Origin of the sequence: Collinsella sp. CLA-JM-H32B, assembly GCF_040098065.1 — a bacterium.
Classification (GTDB): Bacteria; Actinomycetota; Coriobacteriia; order Coriobacteriales; family Coriobacteriaceae; genus Collinsella.
In genome coordinates this window covers 25472-51675 of sequence record NZ_JBBNNA010000015.1, presented here as the reverse complement: position 1 = coordinate 51675, position 26204 = coordinate 25472, and the positions used below count along the sequence as shown (strand labels likewise).

The 26204-nt window shown below is 56.0% G+C and carries 25 protein-coding genes and 1 tRNA gene; all 26 read left to right on the top strand.

The genetic code is table 11. The features are described 5' to 3' along the window. The coding region (locus AAA138_RS08330; protein ID WP_349090415.1) for a UDP-N-acetylglucosamine 2-epimerase at positions 1-755 on the top strand (755 nt) is incomplete at its 5' end. Positions 756-757: 2 nt separating this feature from the next. Beyond that, a complete protein-coding gene (locus tag AAA138_RS08325) occupies positions 758-1273 on the top strand; it encodes an acyltransferase (RefSeq protein WP_349090414.1) in 516 nt (171 codons plus the stop codon). 2 nt (positions 1274-1275) lie between these two features. Further along, positions 1276-2358: a glycosyltransferase family 4 protein gene (locus AAA138_RS08320; RefSeq protein WP_349090413.1), complete on the top strand. Its 1083-nt coding sequence runs from the start codon at positions 1276-1278 to the stop codon at positions 2356-2358. 9 nt (positions 2359-2367) lie between these two features. Beyond that, positions 2368-3450, top strand: a complete 1083-nt coding sequence (locus tag AAA138_RS08315; RefSeq protein ID WP_349090412.1) for a glycosyltransferase — start codon at positions 2368-2370, stop codon at positions 3448-3450. A gap of 5 nt (positions 3451-3455) precedes the next feature. Next, positions 3456-4820: a hypothetical protein gene (locus AAA138_RS08310; RefSeq protein ID WP_349090411.1), complete on the top strand. Its 1365-nt coding sequence runs from the start codon at positions 3456-3458 to the stop codon at positions 4818-4820. Continuing rightward, entirely contained in the window at positions 4759-6027 is a 1269-nt protein-coding gene (locus tag AAA138_RS08305) for a glycosyltransferase (protein WP_349090410.1), read from the top strand. Before AAA138_RS08310 ends, AAA138_RS08305 begins: the two co-directional genes overlap by 62 nt. A gap of 4 nt (positions 6028-6031) precedes the next feature. Next, on the top strand, positions 6032-7348 hold the full coding sequence (locus AAA138_RS08300) for an oligosaccharide flippase family protein (RefSeq protein WP_349090409.1): 1317 nt from the start codon (positions 6032-6034) through the stop codon (positions 7346-7348). Further along, on the top strand, positions 7338-8549 hold the full coding sequence (locus AAA138_RS08295; RefSeq protein WP_349090408.1) for a glycosyltransferase: 1212 nt from the start codon (positions 7338-7340) through the stop codon (positions 8547-8549). The genes AAA138_RS08300 and AAA138_RS08295 overlap by 11 nt, the downstream gene beginning before the upstream one ends. After that, complete coding sequence (locus AAA138_RS08290; RefSeq protein WP_349090407.1) at positions 8546-9538, top strand: acyltransferase; 993 nt, start codon at positions 8546-8548, stop codon at positions 9536-9538. The genes AAA138_RS08295 and AAA138_RS08290 overlap by 4 nt, the downstream gene beginning before the upstream one ends. Positions 9539-9551: 13 nt before the next feature. After that, on the top strand, positions 9552-10070 hold the full coding sequence (locus tag AAA138_RS08285) for an acyltransferase (protein ID WP_349090406.1): 519 nt from the start codon (positions 9552-9554) through the stop codon (positions 10068-10070). 273 nt (positions 10071-10343) lie between these two features. Then, the gene (locus AAA138_RS08280) at positions 10344-11381 is read left to right on the top strand and encodes an NAD-dependent epimerase/dehydratase family protein (protein ID WP_349090405.1); all 1038 of its coding nucleotides are present in this window, start codon (positions 10344-10346) and stop codon (positions 11379-11381) included. 69 nt (positions 11382-11450) lie between these two features. Further along, positions 11451-12710: a nucleotide sugar dehydrogenase gene (locus AAA138_RS08275; protein WP_349090404.1), complete on the top strand. Its 1260-nt coding sequence runs from the start codon at positions 11451-11453 to the stop codon at positions 12708-12710. A gap of 227 nt (positions 12711-12937) precedes the next feature. Further along, positions 12938-14743: a hypothetical protein gene (locus tag AAA138_RS08270; RefSeq protein WP_349090403.1), complete on the top strand. Its 1806-nt coding sequence runs from the start codon at positions 12938-12940 to the stop codon at positions 14741-14743. Between the two features lie 352 nt (positions 14744-15095). Beyond that, a complete protein-coding gene (locus AAA138_RS08265; RefSeq protein WP_349090402.1) occupies positions 15096-16523 on the top strand; it encodes a reverse transcriptase domain-containing protein in 1428 nt (475 codons plus the stop codon). A 224-nt stretch (positions 16524-16747) separates the two neighbouring features. Beyond that, positions 16748-17854 carry a hypothetical protein gene (locus tag AAA138_RS08260; protein ID WP_349090401.1) on the top strand — a complete coding sequence of 369 codons (1107 nt, stop codon included), beginning with the start codon at positions 16748-16750 and terminating at the stop codon, positions 17852-17854. A 400-nt stretch (positions 17855-18254) separates the two neighbouring features. Next, positions 18255-19502 carry an ATP-binding protein gene (locus AAA138_RS08255; RefSeq protein ID WP_349090400.1) on the top strand — a complete coding sequence of 416 codons (1248 nt, stop codon included), beginning with the start codon at positions 18255-18257 and terminating at the stop codon, positions 19500-19502. Further along, positions 19492-20157, top strand: coding sequence for an RloB family protein (locus AAA138_RS08250; RefSeq protein WP_349090399.1), 666 nt, complete (start codon positions 19492-19494; stop codon positions 20155-20157). The genes AAA138_RS08255 and AAA138_RS08250 overlap by 11 nt, the downstream gene beginning before the upstream one ends. Positions 20158-20539: 382 nt before the next feature. Then, complete coding sequence (locus AAA138_RS08245; RefSeq protein WP_349090398.1) at positions 20540-20839, top strand: nucleotidyltransferase domain-containing protein; 300 nt, start codon at positions 20540-20542, stop codon at positions 20837-20839. Positions 20840-21022: 183 nt separating this feature from the next. Beyond that, positions 21023-21241, top strand: coding sequence for a hypothetical protein (locus AAA138_RS08240; RefSeq protein WP_349090396.1), 219 nt, complete (start codon positions 21023-21025; stop codon positions 21239-21241). 160 nt (positions 21242-21401) lie between these two features. Beyond that, positions 21402-22070, top strand: coding sequence for a DUF3990 domain-containing protein (locus tag AAA138_RS08235; RefSeq protein ID WP_349090395.1), 669 nt, complete (start codon positions 21402-21404; stop codon positions 22068-22070). After that, positions 22051-22740 carry a helix-turn-helix transcriptional regulator gene (locus AAA138_RS08230; protein WP_349090394.1) on the top strand — a complete coding sequence of 230 codons (690 nt, stop codon included), beginning with the start codon at positions 22051-22053 and terminating at the stop codon, positions 22738-22740. Before AAA138_RS08235 ends, AAA138_RS08230 begins: the two co-directional genes overlap by 20 nt. An 11-nt stretch (positions 22741-22751) precedes the next feature. After that, entirely contained in the window at positions 22752-22937 is a 186-nt protein-coding gene (locus tag AAA138_RS08225) for a hypothetical protein (RefSeq protein ID WP_349090393.1), read from the top strand. Continuing rightward, positions 22934-23449, top strand: coding sequence for a Fic family protein (locus AAA138_RS08220; protein WP_349090392.1), 516 nt, complete (start codon positions 22934-22936; stop codon positions 23447-23449). The genes AAA138_RS08225 and AAA138_RS08220 overlap by 4 nt, the downstream gene beginning before the upstream one ends. Positions 23450-23494: 45 nt before the next feature. Next, positions 23495-24283 (top strand): DUF3825 domain-containing protein, encoded by a 789-nt coding sequence (locus tag AAA138_RS08215; RefSeq protein WP_349090391.1) that lies wholly within the window; start codon positions 23495-23497, stop codon positions 24281-24283. A 137-nt stretch (positions 24284-24420) separates the two neighbouring features. Continuing rightward, a tRNA-Val gene (locus tag AAA138_RS08210) sits at positions 24421-24495 on the top strand. A 393-nt stretch (positions 24496-24888) separates the two neighbouring features. Continuing rightward, positions 24889-26046 (top strand): hypothetical protein, encoded by a 1158-nt coding sequence (locus AAA138_RS08205; RefSeq protein WP_349090390.1) that lies wholly within the window; start codon positions 24889-24891, stop codon positions 26044-26046. Positions 26047-26204: the final 158 nt, after the last annotated feature.

Here is a 26204-nt window from a genome sequence, read left to right as displayed (position 1 = left end):
AGACCAACCGCCGCATCGTCGACGTGATCTCCGACGTCAACCTGGCCTACTCCGAGCACGCCCGCCGCTACCTCAAGGACACCGGCTGCGCCCCGGAGCGCACCTACGTCACGGGCTCTCCCATGGCCGAGGTCCTGCGCGCCAACCTGGGCAAGATCGAGGCCTCCGACGTCCTCTCCGAGCTCGGCCTGGAGCCGAAGAAGTACATGCTGCTGTCCGCGCACCGCGAGGAGAACATCGACACCGAGGCGAACTTCACGAGCCTGTTCACCGCCATCAACGCGCTGGCCGAGAAATACGACATGCCGATCCTGTACTCCTGCCACCCGCGCTCCCGCAAGCGCCTGGAGGCCACCGGCTTCGAGCTCGACCCGCGCGTGCGCATGCACGAGCCCATGGGCTTCCACGACTACAACTGCCTGCAGATGAACGCCTTCGCGGTGGTGTCCGACTCCGGCACCCTGCCCGAGGAGTCCAGCTTCTTCGCGAGCGTCGGGCATCCGTTCCCCGCGGTGTGCATCCGCACCTCCACCGAGCGCCCCGAGGCCCTGGACAAGGCCTGCTTCACGCTGGCCGGCATCTCCGAGCGCGGCCTGCTGCAGGCCGTCCGCACCGCCGTCGAGCTCGACGCGGAGGGGTCGCTGCCCGAGGCCCCCGTGCCCGACTACGCCGATGAGGCCGTGTCCACCAAGGTGGTCAAGATCATCCAGAGCTACACAGGCGTCGTGGACAAGATGGTGTGGAGGAAAGCGTAGCTATGGGTCTCGCCTATAGGATCCTCGACGGCATCCCCCGTGCTTACAACAAGCTACTTCTTATGCCCTCGCTACGGCGTTCCTTTGCTGCTTGCGGCAAGAACGTAACCCTGGGCCGCCGCAGCGAGATTGCCGGAGCGGGCAATATCTACATGGGCCATGACGTGTACCTTGGCCCTGGAACAACGCTGCTCACAACCCGGGCGAAAATTCACATCGGCGACTATGTCATGAGCGGACCCAACCTTACCGTTATCACCGGCGATCACCGCACCGACATCCTCGATCGCCCCATGATGGAACTTACCGATGAGGACAAGCTACCCGATAACGACCAGGATGTCGTTATCGGTAATGACGTGTGGATGGGCAGTGGAGTGACGATTCTAAAGGGTGTCCATATCTCTGATTCCTGCGTAATTGCTGCTGGGGCCGTGGTGACCAAAGACGTGGAACCTGAGTATTCAATTTGGGGGGGGGTACCTGCTCGCTGCTTAGGTTCGCGGCTTAAAGGATAACGATGGCTTCAGCTAAGAATAAAATACACGCGAAAGTTCTGATGGTCGGTCCCGACCTTTCTTTGCACGGTGGAATTGTTTCCGTCGTGCAGGGTTATCTCGATGGAGGCCTTCCTGAGGCATGTGATAAATTCGAGTACCTGGGGACGGGCGTCGGTTCTTCAAAACTCGGTAAGTCTCTCGCATTTACCCGGTCGTTAGTGCGCTATGCGATGATCATGCCATCTTATGACATCATTCATTTACACATAAGCGCCCGTGGGTCCTACAAACGAAAGTCAATTATGGCTCGTATGGCCCGCAAAGCAGGTAAGTACGTGATACTGCACGATCACGATGGGGAGTTTAAGAAGGCTTTTGAAGAGGGCGGAGATTCCTACCGTAGTGATGTAAGAAAGACATTTAGTATCGCCGACCGAGTTGTGGTTCTGTCGGAAGAGTGGCGCGATTACTTTTCGGAAAACGTTTGCGATCTTGAGAAGATTAACGTTGTTCATAACGGTGTTAAAGTTCCGGATAAGCCGTGCTCACCTTGTTCGCGTCAAGACGTCCTATTTTTAGGACGTCTTGACGCGAACAAGAGCCCTGACGTGCTCTTGCGCGCGTCAAGAGAAATCCTGTCGCGTTTCCCCGACACCAAGGTCGTATTTGGTGGAGACGGAGAGGTTGAAAAGAATAAATCTCTTGCGGCAGAGCTCGGTATTGCCGACCGCTGCGAGTTCCACGGCTGGGTCGCGGGCGCAGAACGCGAGGAGCTCTTCGAGCGTGCAGCGGTGTATTGCCTTCCCTCCAAAAACGAGGGGCTCCCCATGAGCGTTCTTGAGGCCATGGCCAGAGGAATTCCAACTGTCGCCACTCCCGTTGGTGGAATTCCTCAAGTAATTAATGATGGTGTTAATGGAGTTCTGATTCCGGTTGATAACCATCAAGCTCTGGCCGTTGCATTGAATCATCTTCTCGAATCAAGCGAGCTTAGAAAAGAAATGGGAACTTTGGCCCGAAAAAAGATACTCAGCTCATTCGATATCAATCTGCTCTTGAGCGAAATACTCGGCATCTATTGCAATGCAGTCAGCGGTAATTAGAGGATGAAATTGAATTCAAAGACGTTAACAAATGAAGCTGGGCATATTGTTTTTGTTCACCCTTCCCTTATGGGTGGCGGGGCCGAGCGTGTCTCGCTTGCGCTCGCGTCGTACTTCGTTGCTCATGGCTTTAAGTTTACGTACCTGCTAACAAAGAGCCCACTCATTGATTACGACATTCCAAAAGGAGTCGAGGTAATTTCACGATTTGCTAGTCCCTCGGTCAAGCCCCTGCAGCAGATTCGTTGCATACGTTGCGCCATGAAGGCCAACCCTAAGGCGACCTTCATCTCTTTTCTGCCGCATCAGAACATGTACACGCTCATGGCATCCACAGGCTTGCCCAATAAAGTCGTCGTATCAGTCCGTAATGACCCGCGTTTCGACTTCCCGGGCAACGCTGCACTTCCCGGCGTTCGTGATGTCCTGTATCACAAGGCAGCGGCTATCGTTTTCCAGACGCAGTCCCAGAAGGATTTGTTCCCACGATCCCTACAGGAAAAGGGCACGGTCATCCTGAACCCCATATCCGGCTCTGTCCCCGAGCCCTTCGAGGGGCCCAGGCGCAAGGCCATCGTGACCTCAGGGCGCTTGGAGAAGCAGAAGAACCACGGCATGACAATCAGAGCGTTCGCCGAGTTCCATAAGTCCCATCCTGACTTCACGCTTGAGGTTTTCGGCAAGGGAAGCTTGGAAGCCGAACTCAAGCAGCTCGCGAACGATCTCGGCGTCGCAGAATCCGTAGTCTTTGAGGGCTTCAGTCCAGACGCCCTCGAGCACGTGCGAACTGCGTCGGCCTTCGTCATGTCCTCGCGATTCGAAGGACTGTCGAACTCCATGCTCGAGGCGCTTGCTATGGGCGTACCCACGGTCTGCACTCGCTGTCTCGGCGGCGGAGCCGAGACGGTCATCGAAGACGGTGTAAACGGCTTGCTCGTCGACGTCGACGATCTTGCTGCCGAGGCGCGCTCATTTGACTGGATTGTTGATGACCTCGAATTTGCGCAAACCATTTCGACTCGGGCCCGAATGCTCCGCGACGAGCTTTCGCTCGAAAACATCGGAAACTCCTGGCGGAGGCTGATCTCATAGCCATTATGAACAATAATTTCTTCAATGTCCCGGCAGCGTCTCCTGTCAAGGAAGGTGGCCGCAAGCGGGCGGTTATCCAGTACTTGCTCTGCTACTGCGTGCTACTCACGGGCAACTCGTATCTCATGTCATACTTCATCGAGCCCTACGTCAACTACCTCGCTGTATTCGTCATAGCAATCGCGCTTCTCGTCCCCAAGTACTGGCACTTCCGTGATGTGGCGTTTGTAACGAGCGTCCTCGTGATGTCCATGTTGGTAAGGATCACGGCTGGCGGTGCGGGCATCTCAGTATTCACCCGATATGCACTGACCATCGGCCTCATCGTCTTCGCCATCAAGGTATCGCCGGCGAACTTCCTCAAGCGCATGCTCCGGATCATATGCTTCTTAACGGCGGTGAGTCTGGTACTCTACTTCGCCCGTCTCGCAGTCCCCGGCCTGTACTACAGGCTGCCCTTCTATGAGTTCGAGTCGCAAGGCACCTATTACAGCATGGCGGCGGCAGATTCACTGAACTTCCACACCAAGGGCCTTTTCCTGTGCTGCGTTCGCGAAGGCGAAGCACGCAACATTGGCATCTTCACCGAGCCTGGCGTCTTCCAAGGGGTCCTCACGGCGGCCCTCTTCTGTGTCGTGTTCATGTACGAGCGGATGAGCGTCAGCCCCAAGGAGCGTGCCGTCTCTGCCCTGGTCTTCCTCCTCGGCATCGTTACCTGCGGATCTACGACCGGATTTATTTCGTTGCTTGCCATGCTTGCGTTCTATTTCATCCTCCCCTCCGGGGACCTGCGCAGACGAAAAGTCTCAGCGAAGGGTGGTTTCAAGCAATATCTGGTTCTTTTGGTGTCGTTGGGCCTTATGGCGTTGGTGTGCGACTACTACGTGCGCGGCGACGCATCCATCCTCGTTGAGTCCGTATTCAGCAAGCTCTTCAGCTCCGAGGGTTCCTTCAACGTAAACCAGGGCAACGGTGCAGTGAGAATCGACTCGGTCGTGGCGTCCCTAGAGCTGTTGACGCAGCACCCCTTTGGAGTCGGATTCGACGAGGTCCAGGCATACAAGGGCGCGCTGTCGGTAGGCGCCGGGTTGTTTACCACCACGGCCGCATTGGGCTTTCCGTTCGCTCTCGCGTACCTCTACTGGCTTTTGGCTCCCGTATTTAGCTCGCGTATTGGCGCCGCCGCCGTCTGTAGTTATCTGTTCCTGTACTTCAACTTCGCGGTTTCACAGTCGCTCGTACTGACGCCGCTGCTCGTTTCCATCTCTGTCTATCTCGCCCTGTGCAACGAGAAGGGGGTGACTGCCGATGAGGATAGCGTGGCTGTGCAACGCGCCGGTGCGTGCGATAAGCGAGGCGCTTGGGCGTAGCGGATCTGTAAATAGTGGGTGGCTCGACGGCGCCTTCGCCGACGTGATGTCTGTCGGTGAGCATGAGCTCATCATCTTTTATCCTCAGAAAGCCGAGCCAAGGGTGGAACGGTCCTCAGGTACCGGTTTCGAGGCCCACGGCTTTTTCTGGTCAAAGGGAGACCTCCGCGAACGCGATGCCGCAAAAGGCCTGTTCACCGAAGTCCTTGCATCGACCAAGCCCGACGTCGTACACATCTTCGGCTCGGAGAACGAGTTCGGCGAGCTCATGGCCCAAGCCGCCGGGGACTGCGGGCTGCTAGACAGGACGGTTGTCTCGATCCAGGGCCTCGTGTCAGTAATTAGCCGCCAATTCATGCCTGGTTTCCCGGATGCCTGGCTTAAGTGCATGACGCTTTCCGAGCTCAAGAACCACTATTCTCTCTACCAGCAGCGTGAGGGCTACCGGAGGCGGGGCCAAAGCGAGGAACGACTTATCGCCTTGGTTCACCATATTATAGGGCGCACGAGGTGGGACGAGGGCTGTTGTCGGCTTGTGAACCCCGATATCGAGTACCACCACGTCGGGGAAAGCCTTCGGCCCGAGTTCTATGAAGCCTCTCCGACGAGGGACGCGTCATCGCATAGGCTCTACTTCAGTCAGGGCTCCAAGCCCATCAAAGCCATGTACCGCCTCGTCGAGGCCCTGCCCGCCGTCGCGCGGCGGGTGCCCGACGTGCAAGTCGTCGTCGCAGGCTCTTTTGGCCTTCGCACAGACCCCTTGAGAGGTTCCTCCTACGATCGGTATCTGGCGAGGAAGATGGATGAACTTGGCGTTCGCGACCGTTTCGAGTTCGTGGGTTCGCTCGGCCCCGCCGAGGTCATCGCCCAGATGGCGCTCTGCTCTGCCTTTGTGTCCACCTCTGCGATAGAGAACTCCCCTAACTCCATGGGTGAGGCCATGATGATGGGGTTGCCCTGCGTCGCTACATTCGTGGGCGGTGTGCCCGACATCGCGGAGCACGGCAAGGAGGCCCTGCTCGTGCCCTTCAACGAGACCGAGCTTATATCGGACGCCCTCATCCGTGTCCTCACGGACGAATCACTCGCTCGCGAGCTCGGTGATGCGGGCAGGGAAAGGGCCAACATAAACCACTCAAGAACTGCAAACCGGAAAGCGTTGCTCGGGGCATATACCCGCATCGCGGCCCATAGCGTCTGGAACTAGCTGTATGGCGGATTATTCCGAGAAGAACCTCAAGAAGAACAGTATGCTGCTCGCCTTCTACAAGGCTGCGAGCATGGTGCTGAGTATGTTGTACGTGCCTGTCATCTTGGGCTACTTGGGCACCGGCCTCTATGGCATCTGGGCAACGGTTCTGAATGTAATCTCCTGGGTAAACTATTTCGATATTGGCATCGGCAACGGTCTGCGCAACAAACTCAGCGCCGCCCTGGCCAAGGATGCCGATGATTCCGAGGTCAAGTCCCTCATATCAAGCGCCTACGTGCTGCTGAGTATCGTCGTCCTGGGCGTAATGACTGTGGCGCTCATCGTTTTCCAGTTCATCGACTGGAACGCGTTACTCAACATTCCTGAGCCGCTCTACGGCAACGCCGAACCCGTTATAGCAGTCAGCTTCGCGCTCATGTGTATCGGCTTCGTGTTCTCCATCTGCAAAAGCCTCTTCTTTGCGGTGCAAGAGGCGCACTTCGTTAGCCTGCTCGGCGTGGCCCAGCAGGCGTGCATGCTCATGAGCGTCCTCATGCTCGGCTTTTTTGACTCCGACAGGCTCATGTCGGTTGCCATTGCCTACGGCATCTCTGCACTCGTTATCGAGCTTGCGTTCACGTTTGCCTTCTTCAGGAAGCGTCGCCCCTGGGTGCCGACCCCGATGGCGTACGACAAGAGCATGGCTAGGGATGTCACCGGGCTCGGTGTCCAGTTCTTCATCATCCAGATGGCATCACTGGTCCTCTCGAGCACTGATAATGTCATAGTCTCCAACATCTTCGGGCCCGAGGCGGTCACGCCGTACGCCACTGCCTTCAAACTGTTTACCGTCCCCGTCAGCCTGTACGCTACCATGGTTTCGCCGTACTGGTCCTCCATAACGGCGCGCTATGCGCGGGGTGACGTTTCGGGCATCAAAGGCAACGTTCGGCACATGGAGAAGTTGCTCGCCTTGCCCGCGGCCTGCTGCCTCGTGCTCGCCCTTGCCTACACGCCCATCACGGACATTTGGCTAGGGCAACACCTCGATACCTCGACTGACCTTGTCTGGCTCATGTTCGCATATTGCCTGGTGTACAGCTGGAACGCCATCTGGTCGCAGGTGTCAAACGGTATGGCGTGCATGAAGATGATGATGGCGCTGGCCGTGGGACAGGCGATTGCGAACATTCCGCTTTCGTACCTGTTTGCAAACATGCTCGGGTCGAGCTCAGGCGTCCTGCTTGGCACCATCGTTACTATGCTCAGCTCCTCGGTCGTATACCCGGTCTACCTCAACAGAAAGCTAGCGAAGGAGTCGGCCATTGAGCAGTAGCAACCGCATCCTCTACGTTGTCCAAGGCATTCCTGGCAGCAATGCACCCACCAAGCATGCCTTCGCCATCGCCGATCTTCTCTCCATGTGCGGCTACGAACCCCATTTCATGGTTGCAGGCATAGCTGACCCGAAGCTGCCTGCCCTCGTCGAGGAATTCGACTACCCAGTCGAGTTTCCCAAGGGTCTGACCCTCAGCGGTCGCCAGCTGGCCGCGAAGTACGCCGAGCGTCTTGTATCGCGTGTGAGCATCCCCGCCTTCAACGAGGCCATGGCCCGCGTAAATCCCGCTGTCGTCATCTACTACGCAATCCAGAACCGCCTCGCCAAGGCCATCGAGCGTGTGTGCCGCAGCGCGGGCGTACCGGTCCTCGTCGACGAGACTGACTGGTTCGAGACTCACTTCGACGGCGACCTCGCCAAATGGATCGTAGCCAAGTCGCGGGAGAGACGCGTCACCGACGCCGACGAATCGGTCGATGGGGTGCTAGCTATATCTCCCTTCTTCAAGGAGCACTTCGAGGAACTCAAAAAGGCCCAGGGCGCCCCACGCGTTATGTTTCTCCCGCCGCTCAACCGCTCGGGCGACGCACTAGACGAAGTTCCGCCACTCGAGTTCGCCAAGAGGAAGTCAACCCGCTTCTTTTACGCAGGGTCTCCCGCAGGCAAGGACTACATCGACTGCTTCGTTGAGGCCATGGCCTCCTGCGCAGGGTCCTTTGAGACTGAGCCCGAGCTCGACGTTGTGGGCGTGAGCCAGAGGGAGGGCGAGATCCTACTGCACGGCCGTGGAGCGGGCGCTGCAGTCAGGTTCCACGGCAGGCTCCCGCATGCTGCCGTCATTGAGATGCTCCGAAGGGCGGACTTCGGCATCTTGTTCCGGCAGCCCGCGCTCTACGCCCGCGCTGGCTTCTCCACCAAATTCGCGGAATGCATGTCCAACGGAGTGCCCATGCTTTGTAATGCCGTAGGCGGCGCCGATCTCGTGCTCTCGCCCGGCGTCGACGGCATCGTCGTTCCCGACCTCAAACTAGCCTCGCTCGCCGAGGGCGTCAGGAGCGCCTGCTGCATGTCAGACGACGAATTGATCGATATGAAGCGCGTCACGCTTGCTAAATCCAAGGAGCTCTTCCAGCCCGAAAATTACGTGGTGCAGATGACTGAGTTCTTGGGGTCTTTGCGGGGGGCGTGCAGCCGATGACGGTACTCGAGTTCAGTATCCAGCGCCTCCGCGAGAGGCGGACTTTGGTTATGGGCGTAGCGGCCCTCATGATCTATTTTGCCCACGTGTACTCCTACGCCGACCTGGGCACCTTCGGTGCGTTTTTCACCTACGCAAACTGGGGCGTTGACGTCTTCCTGCTCGTGAGCGGCTTCGGCATATGCCACTCCATGGCTAAGTGCCCCATCGCCCGCGAATTTTATTGGAAGAGGCTCGTCAAGGTGGGCGTTCCGTACCTCGTACTCGCCGTCCCGTTCTATTTTGCCTCTGACATCCTCGTTGCCAAGCAGGGCGACTGGGGGTTGTTCGTGCTCGACGTCTCTACGCTGTCGTATTGGCTGTTCCACCGGGGGGCTTGGTATGTGGCCATGCTCGTGCCGCTTTACCTCTTGGTCCCACTGGTGGATGGCTTCTGCCGCCGCCTTGGCGCGCCTGTCGTCTGCACCGTGGCGACCGTTCTGAGTGCCGCCGTCGCGCTATTCCTGAAGGCCGCCTTTACGGATGCCGGCCTCGCGCTCAACGTCGCGAATGTCTTCCAGCGGATCCCGTCCTTCTTCACGGGCTATTTACTCGCCGACCGCTTGATATCCGGAAAGTCTCGGGGGGGGGTATCTGTCAAAGCCGCTGCACTTGGGAGCGTTCTCGCATTGCTCGGCTGGTTCCTCTCTAGGAACACGGGGTGCACGTCCTTCATACCCGCCCTTGTTATTGCTTTCTGGGTTTCTGCTCCGCAAAGGCTTCCCTTTGAGCGCTTCCTCGAATTGCTCGGCAAGGCCAGTCTGGAGTCCTATCTGCTGAATATCTATGTCCTGGCTCTCATGCGTGACGCCTTTGGGTGGGCGGGAATTGTGGATTACCTCGTTGTTACCGTGATATCGATAGTCGGCGCGTTGCTTTTGCACCATGCACTTGAGATGCCGCTCAAGCACCTAGTCGCAATGATCCCTGCGAGAAGAGCAGCTGTATAGAAAGTGATGTGATATGGGATTGCTATCCACGCTGAAATGGAAACTCACCCCCGCCGATAAGAAGCTCGCCATTCTCAAGAAGCGCGGCCTCACCATCGGGGAGGGGTGCGAGATTCTCAATGGTTATGAACTGGGCTCCGAGCCATGGCTCGTCTCCATCGGGGACAACGTTCGCATAACGGGGGGCGTTAAGATAACTACCCACGATGGAGGCTGCTGGGTGCTGCGCCATAAGTACCCTGAGCTTGCGGACTGCGATCGGTTTGGCCGCGTGACCATCGGCGACAACTGTCACATCGGTATGAACGCCATGATTCTGCCGGGGGTCACCATCGGCCGTGACTGCATCGTCGGGGCATGCGCTGTCGTCACTCACGACGTCCCTGACGGCACTGTGGTCGCTGGCATCCCGGCCCGCCCTATCTGTACGGTAGAGGAGTATCGCGACAAGCACGCAAATGAATTACTTATGACCAAGCATATGTCCTGCGACGAGAAGCGTGCCTACGTCGAGACTCGCCTGCGCAAATGATCGAACAACAAGATGGAACACGCCAATGCAAGCTGTAACCAAGAAAGTAATGCACAAGGCTGCACGTGCCGCTTCTCTCCCGCGCCCTCATGTCGACATCCTTGCGTCGGTGCCTGAATTCGAGGACATACAGACCACCATGCAGGCGAGCTGGCCCGACGTCCAGCTCGCCTTGAGAACGCGCAACTACAAACTCTGGAACCTGCCTGCTACTTCCTCTAGTGGGCGCAAGCGCTCTTCCCTATTTAACACATTGACAACGAAAGAGGAGAAATGGCAAGAAAGGTATTGGTAACTGGAGCCGCCGGCTTCATCGGCGCGTTCCTCGTCAAGAAACTGCTCGAGGAGACTGACGATGTGATCGTCGGCCTCGACAACCTCAACAGCTACTACGACCCCGGCATCAAGGACGCGCGCCTGCGCATGCTGGCCGAGGCCGATGCCGACGGCCGCTTTACGTTCGTGCGCGGCGACCTCTGCGACGCCGCCCTCATCGAGCGCCTGTTCGCCGAGAACGGCTTCGACGTCGTGGTGAACCTCGCCGCCCAGGCGGGCGTGCGCTACTCCATCGAGAACCCGCGCGCCTACCTCGAGAGCAACCTGGTCGGCTTCTTCAACATCCTTGAGGCCTGCCGCCACCACCCGGTCAAGCACCTCGTCTACGCCAGCTCCAGCTCGGTCTACGGCGGCAACAAGAAGGTGCCGTTCTCCGAGGAGGACCGCGTGGACTCGCCGGTGTCGCTCTACGCCGCCACCAAGAAGTCCAACGAGCTCATGGCGGCCGCCTACTCAAAACTGTACTCCATCCCCGCGACCGGCCTGCGCTTCTTCACGGTGTACGGCCCCATGGGCAGGCCCGACATGGCCTACTTCGGCTTCACCGAGAAGCTTCGCCGCGGCGATACCATCAAGATCTTCAACATGGGCGACTGCCGTCGCGACTTCACCTACGTCGACGACATCGTCGAGGGCGTCAGGCGCGTCATGGACTCCGCCCCCGAGGTCCAGATGGGCGAGGACGGGCTGCCCCTCGCCGCCCACCGAGTCTACAACATCGGCAACTCGCACCCCGAGAACCTGCTCGACTTCGTCGACACGCTGCAGCGCGTGCTGGTGGAGGAGGGCGTGCTCCCGGCCGACTACGACTTCGAGGCCCACAAGCAGCTCGTGCCGATGCAGCCCGGCGACGTGCCCGTCACCTACGCTGACACCACGGCGCTCCAGCGCGACCTGGGCTACAGGCCCGCGACTCCGCTCGAGGACGGCCTGAGGGCCTTCGCCAAGTGGTATAAGCGCTATTACAACATTTAGGAAATCATGGCCCTGTAATAGGGGCCATTTTTAATGCGAATTATTGCTCTTTGACAATTGGAGAATGACATGAAGATCGCTGTCGCCGGTACCGGCTACGTCGGCCTGTCCCTCGCCGTTCTGCTCTCGCAGCACAACGAGGTGCACGCGCTGGACATCGTGCCCGAGAAGGTCGAGAAGATCAACGACTACCAGTCGCCCATCCAGGACGACGAGATCGAGCGCTTCCTTGCGGAGGCAAATGCGGGGGAGCGTGAGCTCGACCTGCACGCCACCGTCGACGTGGCCGAGGCCTACACGGGCGCCGACTACGCCGTCATCGCCACGCCCACCAACTACGACAGCGATAGGAACTTCTTCGACACGAGCTCCGTCGAGGCCGCCATCGCCGCCGTGCGCTCGGTGAACCCGGACGCCTGGATCGTCATCAAGTCGACCATCCCGGTGGGCTACACAGCGGGCCTTCGTGAGAGGCTGGGCGACAGCAGGATCTTCTTCAGCCCGGAGTTCCTGCGTGAGAGCAAGGCACTCTACGACAACCTGCACCCCAGCCGCATCGTGGTGGGGGCGCCCAAGGAGGATGCCGATGCCGTCGCCGCCGCCGAGCGCTTCGCACGCCTGCTTGCCCAAGGGGCGGACCCAGCCGAGCTGGAGCGCGTGAACGCCGACGGCTCGAAGGGCATCCCGGAGCTCGTGCTGGGCACCACCGAGGCCGAGGCCGTCAAGCTGTTCGCCAACACCTACCTGGCGCTGCGGGTGGCCTACTTCAACGAGCTCGACACCTACTGCGAGGTGCGAGGCCTCAACACCCGCGACGTCATCGACGGCGTGTGCCTGGAGCCGCGCATCGGCAGCCACTACAACAACCCCAGCTTCGGCTACGGCGGCTACTGCCTGCCCAAGGACACCAAGCAGCTGCTCGCCAACTACAGGGACGTGCCGCAGAACCTGATCGAGGCCATCGTCGAGGCCAACCGCACCCGCAAGGACTTCGTCGCCGACGAGGTGCTGCAGATGGTGTGGGACCGCGTCTACGCCGGCAAGGAGAAGCCGGTCGTGGGCGTCTACCGCCTGACGATGAAGTCCAACTCCGACAACTTCCGCGCGAGCTCCATCCAGGGCGTCATGAAGCGCGTGAAGGCCAAGGGCGTGCCCGTGGTGGTCTACGAGCCCACGCTGGACGCGCCGGAGTTCTTCGGGTCCGAGGTCACGCACGACCTGGAGGCCTTCAAGGCCGGCTGCGACGTGATCGTCGCCAACCGCTGGAGCGACGAGCTCGCTGACGTGGCGGACAAGGTGTATACGAGGGATTTGTTTAAGAGGGACTAGGGATAGGCTTCCTGGGTCGAGATAGCTACAATCTTCCATTAGTTTAACTGCGTTGAGAGCGGGGTGTTTCGGCTAACGCCGATACACCCCGCTCTTCGTATTTCTCGCCAATTACAATAACGGTTACCGCATGTGAGAGTTCAGCATTGCTTGCCAGAAAGCGGGGCAATTACTGCTAATTATATTTCTCAGTTCTGATTTTGCACTGCAAAACGAAGAATTAACGATTGGAGAATACTGAGATGCAAGCCCAAGAAGTAACCGAAGCGATTATGAGCTACATGCAATGTGACTCCATTTGTCTTCAGGCGTTAGTCCTGCATGGCGAATGGGGTTCAGGCAAGACTTATTACTGCGAGCACGATCTTAAAGACGCACTTAAAGAAATTGATGTAAAGACATGCCGCGTGTCGCTATTTGGCGTTAACAATTATGACGAGGCCATCAATAGGGTGATCGCTTCTCGGCTCCCTTTATCTGATAAAGCTGCGGGCAGTGCAGGCGCCGCGATAAGCGCTTTAATTAAAAACGTCCTTAAGGCCGGCTCCACATTTATGAGAAATAAGATCGGCGATCTTGGAATTCAGCTATCCCTAAAACCCGATTTACTACTGCCTTTTCTCGACATGAAGAAAGTCCTTGTCATTTTTGATGATTGTGAACGGAGCGGCTTCGCTCAAGATGATCGAGCATTTTTTGGGTTCGTTAACAATATGGTCGAAAACCATGGTTGGCATGTGATGCTTGTCAGAAATTGTCCGCTGTCATTTGAGGACGACAGCTCAGTCGAAAAAGCGGTCATGAGTCAGATCATGTTTGAACCAGATCTTCAGGAGCTTTACAGGATCGTTGCTGAACCCCAATTGAATATCCCAAAACAGGCTGACTTTAATATCGATAAGTCGATTATCGATGGCCTTAAGCGTTTTCTAATCAATGCAAGGGCCTTATCCAGATCGCTTCCGTCTATTAATTACGCATTAGGCACATCGGTTCTTGTCGATAAAAATATCGATTCACGCGGAAGGGCCAAAGCATTCTCTGATTTTGTCGGTTATGCTGTCCTGGCATCAGCAGGAAAAACACCCACGAAACCTAATACCTCAAACAAGGCTGTGAATATGATTGACTATTCTCAGGTCATAGAATACGAAAACTATCTACTTATATCTGAAGCCCTTGCCCCCTTAACAGAAGGAAGGGATACGAGCTCTAGCGCAGTCATGAGCTCATTCACGGAGTATGTACTGGCCAAAAATCCAGATTCGGCTGCGGACATCGAGGCACAGAGCCTAACAGATCAGTGGCATAGTCTGCGCGCGATGGAAGACCATCAGGTTGAATTATTGGCGAATCGGCTTGAAGACCTATTGTCCGACGGACAGTATTCACATAGATGGTTTCCTGAGATTATTAAGATTTCACTTGACCTGATCAATCTTGGATTCTGGGACGATTCCAATCTAGATAAGCTTTATGTTTCGCTGGAGCTCGCCGCCAGTTGCGACCCTCAGTGCAACGCAAATGCGCTGAGGCAGGATATACCGATGTTCAATGGCTTTTATGGCAAAGACGTTGGCCAGATATTAGATGCTTTAGCTACTAGCATTGAAAATAAAGAAGAGAATCAGGATTTAATTCGCAACAGGTTCTGGCTATCCAAAATCGACCAGAATACGGGTGTAGCGCTCTCTGCATTTTTTGAAGAGATCATAAAGTCCCAATGCCCAAGAAAAATATTGGATGTACCTGCTGAGTGTGTTGTCAAAACAATCTACGAGGGAGCCGCTGATTCTCAACTGTCATTGCAATCATTTTTCCACTCATGCATGAAGAATTACCCTGATGACCAAAGTGTGAAAGAAGCCGTCGAATGGTTGAGAAACATTGACGCAAAGTTGGACGAAACCGGATCGAAATCACGAATGGGAAAATTAAGAACCAAATGGATTCAGAAAGACATCGGGGAGGCAATAGAAGTGCTGAACGAAAGCACGCAAAGCATATCAACAGATTCCGATGTCGAAATGTAGCCGGGCGAGAAGCAAAGATATTATTCACCCAATGATTTAAATGACCAATTCGGGGTATACAAAAAATGCTTTACGCAAATAGGCGTAAAGGTGCGTTATCGAGATCAACAGTCCAAACAACGCAATTACATTGTTCGAACAGTTGATATCGACGTTGCCTGCGCATAGCTGCACGAGGGCACTGACTACCATAGAGGTCGTCTCCTTGTCATCTTCCAGTATGCCATAGGCAAGCATTGAGTTTGGCGGCCGCGTCTGCGTTGGTTGAACTAGCTTCACCTTACGTTAGCCTGCTCGGTCTGGGTGAGCCGCCCCCTTTATTCCGAGCAGGTTGATTTAGGCGGCGGTCATTTTGGAAACCATCGATCTGAAATCTATTCCGGGGTATTCAAGCAAGAAATCCTACTCTCATTTCGATTATCGCGTTTCTTTTAGGGATGTAGAGGAAAAGGTCCTAAATCCTTGTTTTGTTGAACATCATGGTTTTTTCCCTTTGATTTCAAATACCTTGTGCCACGTGAGATACCGGTATGGAGTAAAGACTCTCAAGACGAGAGATATTGCCTACGCCGCTCATTTAGACCATCGAATTTATCAATATTATGCTTTACTCTGGGGCCGGCTCTACAATGCTCGCGCCGATTTTGTCGGTATTAATGACGTGGCTGTTGCGTACCGTAACGGTCTTCGCCATACGAATATATCCGCTGCGGCTGATGCCATAGACATGATTAGAAGTCTTGATGACGCATTGGTAATCACTGGAGACTTCACTCATTTCTTTGACAATCTTAACCACAGCTATTTGCAATGCGCAGTAAGAGGGTTCTTTGACGGCGGGTCACTTCCCAAGGATCATTATCGTGTTTTGCGAAATATACTGCACTATTCATGCTGGCCAATCTCTGACCTCGCATACATAAACGGACTGCCCTGGATTGAACTGAACTCTGATGATCCAGCTACTTACGGTAGTGAAGCGAAGAAGATACGGCTGAAAGCTACCAGGGAACTCAATAAGCTGCCCCGTGTGCTTTCGTCCGATTTATTTAAAGCTTTAAAGAGCTCCTCAGTAGTGCTTCCATGGAAAAATGAAGCGGGCACGCCTAGGGGCATTCCTCAAGGCTTGGCTACAAGCGGTGTTCTTGCAAACATGTATATGTTCGAAACTGATACTGCAATAAACGAGCATGTATCTGCGGCTGGAGGTAAGTACATTCGCTATTGCGACGATTTTATTATCGTTGTTCCGGCCAAACGACTTGATATGGCTTGTTCAATCTTGCGGCTGGCGCAACAAGTCCCCGATGTAGAACTTCAGCCCGAAAAGACGAAAATACATCGTGTTAAGAATGGAAGGGTCGAACAACTCTCTTTTGAAGCATTTGCATCCGGCGAAATAGAAGTAATGGATCCTGAGGCACATCCTAAACAGCTGATTTCTTTCCTTGGCTTTGATTTTGATGGCTCCTACGTCCGCATTCGCCAATCAACAAGCGGAAGGTTTTTCAACAGGTTTTATAGGTCCGCCTACTCCATCGGCAGACTGGCTGATAATCCAGACAAGCATCCCAGCAAAATGAGGGTAACGGCTCTATATGAAAACTATTCCCCTAAGGGGAGCATTCCGGTTGGAAAACATCTCGCATCCGACCGTAAACGCTATGGGAATTATCATTCCTATGTTTGTAGGGCTCAGAAAGCATTTCCGAATGACCCTATCGATAAGCACGTTTCGAAGATTTACAGAAAGATCAACAAGGCAACGAAGCGAACATAAACAAGTCTTCACTTACTCAAAATCGAGTAGACTAAACCAACTTTGCGTCGACGCCATTCAATCCCTCCTTTCACCGACTGGCAAAACGATTTACACCTAATTTCAGGGATCGATCAAGGGTATTCTTCTTTGTCCATTGATTGATCTAGCTACACTAATAACTGCTGCCAGCAGGCAATTTCCTGATGCAGTTTCCATTGGCTCTTGCGAAGATCGGAGCGGTTATGTTTGCTGCCGCGTTCCACACTAGCCGTCACTACATCCTGTTTACTGTCATGGCCTGCCTATGCGTTTTGCTGGGCGGGCCTTCTTATGCCGCGGGCGCGGACAGCCTGTTCATTGCGGGCGCCACGTACTACGAGCCGGGCGTGTCGGGCCCCGGGTGGGTCTGGACCGATGCCGGCCATCTGGAGCTTAACGGCTACACGGGCGAGGCCATCGGCGCCGACAGCGACCTGGTGGTAACGCTGACCGGGCAGAACACTGTTGTCGAGACGAGCGCGCCCGACGTGGACATCTCGCGTTGCGGCATGGAGGTGTGGGGCGATCTGACGCTCCGCGGCACCGGGTCGCTGGTGGCCACGGGCTCGCAGTGCGGGATCTACGTGTCGGGGACGCTCGCGGTGGAAGGCTGTAAGGTTGACGCGCGGGCCGATGGCGCCGGCATCGCGGATGCGCGGGCGGCCGGCGTGATCGCGGACGGTCTTGCCGTTCGCGGCGGTGGGCGCGTTGTCGCCGCGGGCGCGGGCTCCGGGGCGGGCGTGCGCGCCTACGGTGTGTGTTTGCTGGGCGGGGCTGCTGGCGGTGGCGCGGCCGGGCAGCTTACCGTCGATGCGTCCTGGCTGGATGCATCGGGCACCAACGGCGGCGTCGCCTGCCTGGGCGGGTCGCTTGCATCCGCGCGCTTTGTGGCGCCTGCGGGCGGGGCCTTTGGCGCGGGCGGCGTGGTGGATGCCGACGGGGTAACGGCGACACATGTGGCGATCGAGCCCACGGGCGCCACAGCCCCGGCGGGGGAGACCGATTCGCGCGATGTGCCGGGTGATGGTATCCGTGAGTCTGGTACCGGCGCTGATCCTACTGTCGAGCAGCCCGGGGCCACGCCAGCAGCAGGTCCCGCGGTAAAGCCCGCGGCTATTGCGACCAAGACAACAACGACGACCATGACAACGGTCAAGACCGCGGCGTCAGCGCCTTCGGTGCCTAAGGCCACGGCCGCAATCGCGAGCCTGCCCATGCTCCCCAAGACTGCCGACAACAACTGGATTGTGCTTTCCTCGCTTCTTTTCCTGTTGGGAACGGTATTCCTCGTCACCGCACGTCTCTGCTGAGACATTCATTTTTCGGAAGTGCGGGGAAAATCGAGACTCGTCGACCACAAACCGTTTCTGCCATCAAAACCGCATGTCGCGAAGGTGCAAAACTGGGCATGCTCGGCAGTTCTCGGATTTTCCGCGCACTTCCGGAATTATGTCCCATTGGAGGCTCAAAAACGAGCGTGGACTGCTATTGCGAGCAATGCCACATGTTAAGTAAGGAAGCTAATTTCATTCTGCTTATAGCTCGCAAAATGATTACCAATTGTTTGCTTAGGTTCTATAATATTTAGAGGTAAATGTAATAAATCTACAAAACGGAGTTTCCATGCTTCTTGATTTCAGTATAGAGAACTACAAGTCGTTCGCGGATAGGGCCACTTTCTCAATGGAGGCGGCCCCTAAGCAGAAGGGGTTGGACTACAGCCTCCACGTACAAAAGGTCGGCAGGAAGACCTATAAGGGTCTCTCGTCCGCAGTCGTCTACGGCCCCAACGCAGCGGGTAAAACGGCGATAATCGGAGCTCTGGACACGTTGAAGCACATCGTGCTTCGCGGCAACGTTCGCGATGCCGAGACCATGACGTCGCCCGACCGCGCGGCGTTCGACCTGTCGTTCATCCCCAACAGTGGCCTCGCCGACCCCAAGCCCGTGTCCTTCGGAATCCGCTTTTTCGAGGGAGGGGACCTGTTCGAGTATGACCTGAAGGTAGACCTGGGTGCCTTCATGGACTTGTCGTATGACAGGGCGATTGTGCGTGAGTCGCTGTTGGTGAACGAGAAGGTCGTTTTCGATCGGCGCTTGGAGACCGTCAGCCTCGGCGACTTGGGCTCTGGAACACTTGCCGAGCAGCTTTCCGATGCGTTTCGCGAGAACAAAGCAGCTGCGATAAATTTCATATCCGGCTTCAGCCGAGACGAGCTGTTCCTGACCAACGGTTTCAAGCAGATCGTCAGCCCCAGGCTCAGCGCGCGCGTCACTGGGTGGTTCGACCGTGGGCTCACTGTCGTGTACCGTGCCGACAGACTAAAGACGGTGCAGGGGGCGGGGCTCCCGGACAAGGCCGTCTACATCAACGAGACGATTGACGCCGCCGCCAAAGAGTTCGGCGTCAGCTCCAATGCGCTGGGCTTTGTGGTGCCTGAGGGCGAGAGCACGCCCAGGCTTAGCTCGATCTTTGCCGACGCCGAGGGCAACCTGGTGCGCGCGGTGCCCGCCGAGGACTACGAGTCCTATGGAACGGTGCGTTTTGTCAACTTGTTCCCGCTGGTTGCACAAGCCATCGCAACGGGAGGAACGTTGGTGGTGGACGAGTTCGATGCGTCCATCCATCCCATGGCGCTCATGAGCATTGTGAGCGTGTTCCATAATGACGACATTAACAGGCACGGCGCCCAGCTGGTCTTTAACACCCACAACCCGGTGTTCCTCAACGGTAATGTGTTTCGCCGTGATGAGATCAAATTCGTGGAGCGCGATCGAGAGACGGGCGGCAGCACCTGCTATGCGCTATCCGACTTCGGCACCTCGGGGCCGTCCGGCGTGCGTAAAGGGGACGACTACATGAAGAGCTACTTTGTAAGCCGCTACGGCGCCATCGAGGACATCGACTTTTCCCCAGTGTTCGAGGAGCTGATGGGGGATGACGCCGATGGCCAGTAGGAGACAGGCGGACAAGTACTGGTTCTCCGTGGAGGGCGAGACCGAGAAGTGGTACCTCGAGTGGCTCCGTGATGTCGTCAACGCCGACCCGCGGGCGACGAGGAAGGTTGCCTTCGACGTTAAGGTCGAGAAGAACCCGCTCAAGCGTGCGAAGAGCCTAAACGTCGTTGGGAAGGCCGAGGTCTGGCATGTCTTTGACCTGGAGGACGAGGGCGAACTGCACGTAAGGCAGACTCAGGACACGCTTAAGCGAATGCGCGACGCGGGCAAGCTCGGCCGCGGCGTCAAGTACATGAACGCGTACTCGAACTTCACTTTTGAACTGTGGATCCTGCTGCACAAGCTCGACATGCGCGCCCCGCTCAACCACAGGACTGGGTACCTGAGGCTCGTGAACAGGGAGTTCGGCGAGAGCTATCAGGACCTCGATGAGTACAAGCACGAGGGCAACTTCAAGAGAGCACTCGGACAGCTAACGATTGATGATGTCGTGGCGGCGGTCGCGCGTGCCAAGAGGATAGCGGAGGCCAACGAGGCTGACGGACACCGCTTCGCCGAGCACTGCACGTATCGCTACTGCCTGGACAATCCCGCGACGGATCTTTGGATTGCAGTCGAGAAGGTACTTAAGGGCGCCGGTATTATCGGTAAGTAGAATTAAGGCATGGTTTCGCTTGTCGACATGCCTACGCCGTTTCCCGCATACTGCTCCGCTGCGATGTCCGCGAGGCATATCTGTTTGCCTCTTTCGTATCGATCGCTTTGATGCCCCTTGTTGGCGCTTTTCCTGCTGGGAATAGGGCTTTTGGTGTTGAACGCCGCTACTGAAACGCCCAAACTTCGAAAGTGCGGGGAAAATCGGAATCTGCCGACCACAACCCGTTTTCTGCCAACAAAACCGCAGGTCGTGAAGGTGTAATACGGGGCATGCTCGGCAGTTCTCGGATTTCCCCGCACTTCCGAAATCGCCGCCCATTAAAGGCCAATCAACGAGCGGCGATTGTCTCCCACACCAGTCAGACGGTAAAATTCTGTCCATGATTACGCTTACCGATATATCCTCTGCCGTCTGTCACGTGCTGCCCCGCTACGACGTCCGCGAAGCATATCTGTTTGGTTCGTTCGCTCGCGGCGAGCAAACGCCCGATAGCGATATCGATTTGCGACTCGTTTGCGGCCACACCATGACGTTCGGCGCGTTATATGAGCTCTCCCTTGAGCTCGAGGAGGAACTCGGTCGAAAGGTTAATTTCGTCACCAACCCACCCGACAACATGCGCCCCGCCTTCCGCAAAAACATCGAGCAGGATGAGGTGCGACTCTATCAAGCAGCGTAAACGGGACAGGGTCTACCTAACCCGCATTGGAGAGTGGGACTCCGATGAGCGCTGGGAAGGGGCAGCGTAGCTGCCGTATGTCCTTAGGCATACCCTTACAGATTGGCACCGCTTAGATACCCTGCCGGGCCTGGGGCCCTACAATAGGCGTGGGATACTTTGCACGTCGAACGAGGTGGTTGTATGACGGCAATTCAAGCATTTGCGGTTTCCGGCAGGGAAGATCGCACGGTCGACTTTAGTTTTGACCACGCCGAATGTTTCTTTCCTGCGGTCAAATGGTTCAACGTCGAAGGTTTATCTGCCGACGATCTTACTTTCTTAACAGAGTTTGTCAGGACAAACGCCCCATTTATCTTTGAGCTCGCCGAACGCCAAAAAGCCGGACCGGCGGTGGCATAATGCCTGAGTTTTCCCGCATACTTCCGAATTTGGCGAGTCTTAGAAGCCAATATTGAACTTAAACTCGGTTCCATACACCCTCCTGCTCTTTGAATATAAGTATCGCCCTAGCGATAGTGTGCTATACTATCGCTAGGGCGATACCTGTTAGGAGACTCGCGTGGAACTGTGGCATGGTTCTCAGAAAATCATTGAGACTCCCCAGCTTGGCCTGGGGAAAGTCCATAACGACTATGGACAGGGATTCTATTGCACAGAGAGCCTCGATCTTGCAAGGGAATGGGCATGCTCGCGTGATGCCGATGGCTTTGCGAATCGCTATGAACTCGATATGGCCGATCTCAAGGTACTCGACCTGCTATCGCCGCAATATTCAGTTTTGCATTGGATAGCGTTGCTTGTAGAGCATCGTTCTTTTCGCAAGGACACCGCTATTGCCGTGGGGGCGTGCGAATATCTCCACGATCATTTTCTACCTGACACGAGCGCTTGCGACGTGATAAGGGGATGGCGCGCGGATGACTCGTACTTTAGCTATGCCAGAGCTTTTGTGAACAATACGATTACCGTCGATCAGCTTGGTCGATCTATGAGGCTCGGCAACTTGGGAGAGCAGTTTGTGCTCAAAAGCGAGCGCGCGTTTAAGAGCATTCGTTTTGCTGGATTTGAACGTGCGCCACAAGCTCTGTATGGTCCATTGGCCAAGGAGCGAGATGTAGCGGCAAGGGAGCAGTATCGGGAGCTACATGCCGAAAATCCGTTTGAGGGAATTCGTATCGTCGATATCATTCGAGAGGGGATGACGGGCGATGACCCACGCCTACAGTGAGATGTATCTCGAGGATGCCATGAGAACGCTGGGCGAGGCGGTCGATTTTGCTCTCTGTGACCAAGGGTTGAATCCAGCCGAGTTGACGGCGATCCTGTCGAACGCTTTTGAGATGAAACAGTTTGAGCACGGTATACCTCGCGTCGTCTGCGGCATGTCGGGCGACGAGCTCGCGCGCGAAATTATCGCTCATGCGGGACTAAGCCCCGTCGCATGCAGGGAGACCTATCCGTTCGGCCGTTCGCCTCAGTATTGGGCGGGCTGGGTTTTGGCCTATGCGCAATGGATGTGCAGCTTGTGTTTTAGCGACCTTCTTGAAGTCGCCCCGCTCGATTGGATCATCGGCTCGTACCATCCGCTTCACGAGGCCTCCGAGGACAAATTCGCCCAGATTGTCATCGAAAAATGGAACAACGCCCAGGCAGACAAAAAGGGCCTCAAAGCGGCACGAAAGGCGGCCGGCCTAACGCAAAAACAGCTCGCCGCCCAATCGGGGGTTAAACTTCGCGCCATACAACTCTACGAGCAGAACCAGCTCGACCTACGCCGCGCCTCGGTCTCCTCGGCATTGGCGCTCGCAAACACCCTTAGCTGCGCCATCGAAGACCTCGTCTGGCAGCCGGTTGCCCTGGAGTACGACTCGCGGGCTATTCCGTCCGTAAAGCTATAGAGGAGGTAGACATGCTTTGGAGCTATGTTCAGCTAGATGACGGCGCTGGTCGCACTGTTCAAGAAGATCATTCAATAACGCACGAGGCAATTTCAACATCACCGATTTTGCTCAACGGCGTCACGTCGATCGATGAAGCCATTCGACTGACCATTGAGGGCATGCCCAACGCGCTCAGGCTCTTGGAGAACTCATGATGGCGGCTATGCAGCGGAGCGCTCATCCGTTCGCGCCGCTCGTGCTCGATGATGCTGGTTCGCTCGAAGCTATGGCCGCGGCCGTGATGCGCTTACACAGCACGCTGCTGACGGTCGGGCGCTGCTATACGACTGACGCCACGGGAAACCGGGCAGCGCTTGAGCTTGGACGTGTCGAGTCCGTGCTTGCGGGTGCATTCTGTACAATATTCGGTCAATCGCCGGCAGATCGCTTCGCAGACATCTTTGACCAGGTCACCTACGTGGCCGAGCACATGGTCAAGGACCACATCTTTGAGGACGGTAACAAGCGCACCAGCCTTGTCTTTGCGTTGTCCGTCCTAAGGTTCGCCGGCACTCCGGTCGTGCTATCCGACAGCCCCGACCCCAAAGACAACCAGTACTACGCCTGGATCCAGGACCTCGTATCCGGAAACCGTACGACCAGTGGGCTCGCCGAAGAGCTGCGCCGCGGTTGCATTGCGGGCATGGGCGACCCGTCGCGCGTATAGAATCAAAGCATCCGCACGCCTGGCATTATCTTGATTGGAAGCCATATGGAAATCCCTGGTACCTTGTGCAGCAATGTCTACGACTTTACGTTCTGCCCTGAGCCCTGTTACGACCGCCTGGCCGACCTCGCCGATCCTGAGGACTGGGGTCCTAGCAACCGTATCCTCAAAAACTACTTGTCGTTTTCGTTCAGCCGCGCGGTGTTCCTGACCGAGCGCGACGCGGACCAGACTGCGCCGTCCAACCTGCCTCTGGTGTTCGACGACGACCGTTGCCTGTTTAACACCGGCCTGTACACGCGCCGCTACGAGACCATCTACGGTCTGTTTGAGCCCAACACCAAGCCCGATGCGCGCCAGCGCTGGTTTTTAAAGGTTTTCTTTAAGGAAAGCGACCCCATGCTGGTCTCGTTTGAGTACCTGCCGTGCCGCGTGCGCTTTGCCGAGGACCCTTCCGAGCTGGTCTTTGACTACCGCCTGCCCATCCGTTCTAACATCGACCACATTTTGGGCGACGAGGAGAACCTGACTCGCATCCCTGCCAGCCTGATGGGGGAGGGCAACTCGCTGCTGCTGCGCCGCGCCTTTGAGGGCGCCGTCGTCGAGGCCGCCCGCAGCGCCGCAGCCAACTACACGCTCGCCGTCCCGCAATTCTACGGCGGCCGGATTCAGCTGCTCCTTCCGCTGTGCCTGACCGGCGACAAGCCCGAGCTGGCGTTGACCATCCAGCGCGAGGACGGCTTTTACGCCGCGCGCACCTGCCTCACGCTCGACATGGCTTACAACAACGCGCGACTTATCTGCCGCCCCGAGACTTCGTGGATTAAGCGGTAAATGGTGGTTTAGCTGTGGGTTTGCCGATTGCTTTTGTCGCTTTTGCTTGACTGGCACCCACGAATTTAAAATCGAGGCAAAAAGTTCTTGGTAAACCACGCGCGGCTATGATAGTATCTCTTTTGCCGAAAGGCGACGGGCGATTGGCTCAGGGGTAGAGCATATCCTTCACACGGATGGGGTCACAAGTTCGAATCTTGTATCGCCCACCATCAAAACCGCAGGTCAGAGGTATTAAGTCTCTGGCCTTTTTCTTTTTAACACCAAGGGTGACACCAAAACTGACACCAAAATCGAATCGAAGTCGTCTAAGGCGTAATTTTTTATCGCAACCTTTTTTGCTGACGTCATTGCACGTTTTGTATAAAACGCACGCGTATTTTCATTGAATTTCCCATGTGATCCGCGCGCAAATGTGGAGACAGGGACCACACGCCCAGAGCTCCTTCCAGCGGATTTCTATTTCACGTGGGATTATCGGCAGAACTCGTCAAGCTATTGGTCAGCATTTGGTCAGCTTCCGGTACTTACCCGCATGACGGCCCCGTAGATAATCGCCTTGCCCGCAATCCGTACGGCCTATGGCCGATACCAGGGGAGGCCACATGGACGATATCGTCTGCGCAAACACCGCATTCCGCTACTGGCGCTGTCCGCCCCAAGTACGCGACCTCTACCCGCGTCTGCCAAGTTCCGAAGACGGCTGGAGAGCGCTGGCCCAATCACCCTTCGTAACCGATATTCTTAAGACGCCGATCATCGTTGTTGCCTCACCAGGTTGTTGTAATCACCACTCGGGATTGCGCTCCACCATTCGTTGGGGCGGGGCATCGGATGCCGGCACCACAATCGACACCCATTTAGGTTTTAGCGTCACCAATCCGCTCAACACGTTGTTCACCATGACACGCTTTGTGTCTCAGATAGAACTTGTACTGGCTATGTACGAACTTTGCGGTTGGTTTTCAGTTTTCGAGCCGACTCCCGCTGCCGAAATGCAATTGAAAATGGCGGCAAAAGAGGATCACCGGTCTAGTACGCAAGATCTATTCGAACTTGATGAAGGCGAAGACGGGCCTCCTTGGAAACGCGTTTATGCCCGTGTAACCGTAAAGGCATCGGAAAACGAAGCGCAAACGAACAAGAGAGAGGATGGTAAGAATGTTATGAAACTTAAAGGAACTTCTCTCTGGATGAGAAAGCCGCTCATCGAATTGAGCGACTTGCATCAATTCGCCAACAAGGTCAAAAGTCAAATGTGGGGAAAGAAGTTCTATGATGCCGCTCAGCAGGTTATCGGCATTGCTGCGTCTCCGCTCGAGGTTGCAGGAATCTTGCTTCTAAGCCGTTCGCGGCGTCTTGGCGGTGCGGGCTTCACAAATGTTTACGCCAACGACTTGACTCCTCTTTCCATAACGGCGCAAAGCATTGCGGGTCAAAAGGTCTGCTACGGCGATATCGTGATTGTGAATCCGATTCTTATGAAAGGGGCAATTATCGAAATCCAAGGCGAAGTCATTCATGGCTCAGGCGCAATACTTGATCACGATGCGAAGCGCATGACTGCGCTGCAGAGCATGGGATTCGATGTGTTACTGGTGACTCACGATATGCTCAATGATTCAAAACAACTAGACACTATAGTCAGAAGTGTCTGCGACCGTTTAGGGATTCGCTATAAAGCCAAAACTGAAGCAATGAAGTCCGCCGAGATGCGGCTGCGAGCAAATGTTTTGTGCAACTGGTTAGAAATCGGAAATTAGCCGGCGGGAAGGCATTTGAACGAATACATTTGCCTGCTAGTAAACCAGTGCCATTTCATAACTGTGCCGGATTACGGGGCTGAACCCAGACCGGCCGTCCATACCCTGCATTTAACGGAATGCGCGAGCCTTCTACCTGCGGTTTTGTTTCCGCTAAT

What these genes read in the sequence shown, in the direction of transcription:
- AAA138_RS08280 (WP_349090405.1), top strand. Translation starts at nt 10,344, where the DNA reads ATGGCAAGAAAGGTATTGGTAACTGGAGCCGCCGGCTTCATCGGCGCG.
- AAA138_RS08250 (WP_349090399.1), top strand. Translation starts at nt 19,492, where the DNA reads ATGGCCAGTAGGAGACAGGCGGACAAGTACTGGTTCTCCGTGGAGGGC.
- AAA138_RS08275 (WP_349090404.1), top strand. Translation starts at nt 11,451, where the DNA reads ATGAAGATCGCTGTCGCCGGTACCGGCTACGTCGGCCTGTCCCTCGCC.
- AAA138_RS08220 (WP_349090392.1), top strand. Translation starts at nt 22,934, where the DNA reads ATGATGGCGGCTATGCAGCGGAGCGCTCATCCGTTCGCGCCGCTCGTG.
- AAA138_RS08230 (WP_349090394.1), top strand. Translation starts at nt 22,051, where the DNA reads ATGACCCACGCCTACAGTGAGATGTATCTCGAGGATGCCATGAGAACG.
- AAA138_RS08290 (WP_349090407.1), top strand. Translation starts at nt 8,546, where the DNA reads ATGACGGTACTCGAGTTCAGTATCCAGCGCCTCCGCGAGAGGCGGACT.
- AAA138_RS08285 (WP_349090406.1), top strand. Translation starts at nt 9,552, where the DNA reads ATGGGATTGCTATCCACGCTGAAATGGAAACTCACCCCCGCCGATAAG.
- AAA138_RS08300 (WP_349090409.1), top strand. Translation starts at nt 6,032, where the DNA reads ATGGCGGATTATTCCGAGAAGAACCTCAAGAAGAACAGTATGCTGCTC.
- AAA138_RS08215 (WP_349090391.1), top strand. Translation starts at nt 23,495, where the DNA reads ATGGAAATCCCTGGTACCTTGTGCAGCAATGTCTACGACTTTACGTTC.
- AAA138_RS08225 (WP_349090393.1), top strand. Translation starts at nt 22,752, where the DNA reads ATGCTTTGGAGCTATGTTCAGCTAGATGACGGCGCTGGTCGCACTGTT.
- AAA138_RS08205 (WP_349090390.1), top strand. Translation starts at nt 24,889, where the DNA reads ATGGACGATATCGTCTGCGCAAACACCGCATTCCGCTACTGGCGCTGT.
- AAA138_RS08260 (WP_349090401.1), top strand. Translation starts at nt 16,748, where the DNA reads ATGTTTGCTGCCGCGTTCCACACTAGCCGTCACTACATCCTGTTTACT.
- AAA138_RS08240 (WP_349090396.1), top strand. Translation starts at nt 21,023, where the DNA reads ATGACGGCAATTCAAGCATTTGCGGTTTCCGGCAGGGAAGATCGCACG.
- AAA138_RS08325 (WP_349090414.1), top strand. Translation starts at nt 758, where the DNA reads ATGGGTCTCGCCTATAGGATCCTCGACGGCATCCCCCGTGCTTACAAC.
- AAA138_RS08245 (WP_349090398.1), top strand. Translation starts at nt 20,540, where the DNA reads ATGATTACGCTTACCGATATATCCTCTGCCGTCTGTCACGTGCTGCCC.
- AAA138_RS08310 (WP_349090411.1), top strand. Translation starts at nt 3,456, where the DNA reads ATGAACAATAATTTCTTCAATGTCCCGGCAGCGTCTCCTGTCAAGGAA.
- AAA138_RS08305 (WP_349090410.1), top strand. Translation starts at nt 4,759, where the DNA reads ATGAGGATAGCGTGGCTGTGCAACGCGCCGGTGCGTGCGATAAGCGAG.
- AAA138_RS08320 (WP_349090413.1), top strand. Translation starts at nt 1,276, where the DNA reads ATGGCTTCAGCTAAGAATAAAATACACGCGAAAGTTCTGATGGTCGGT.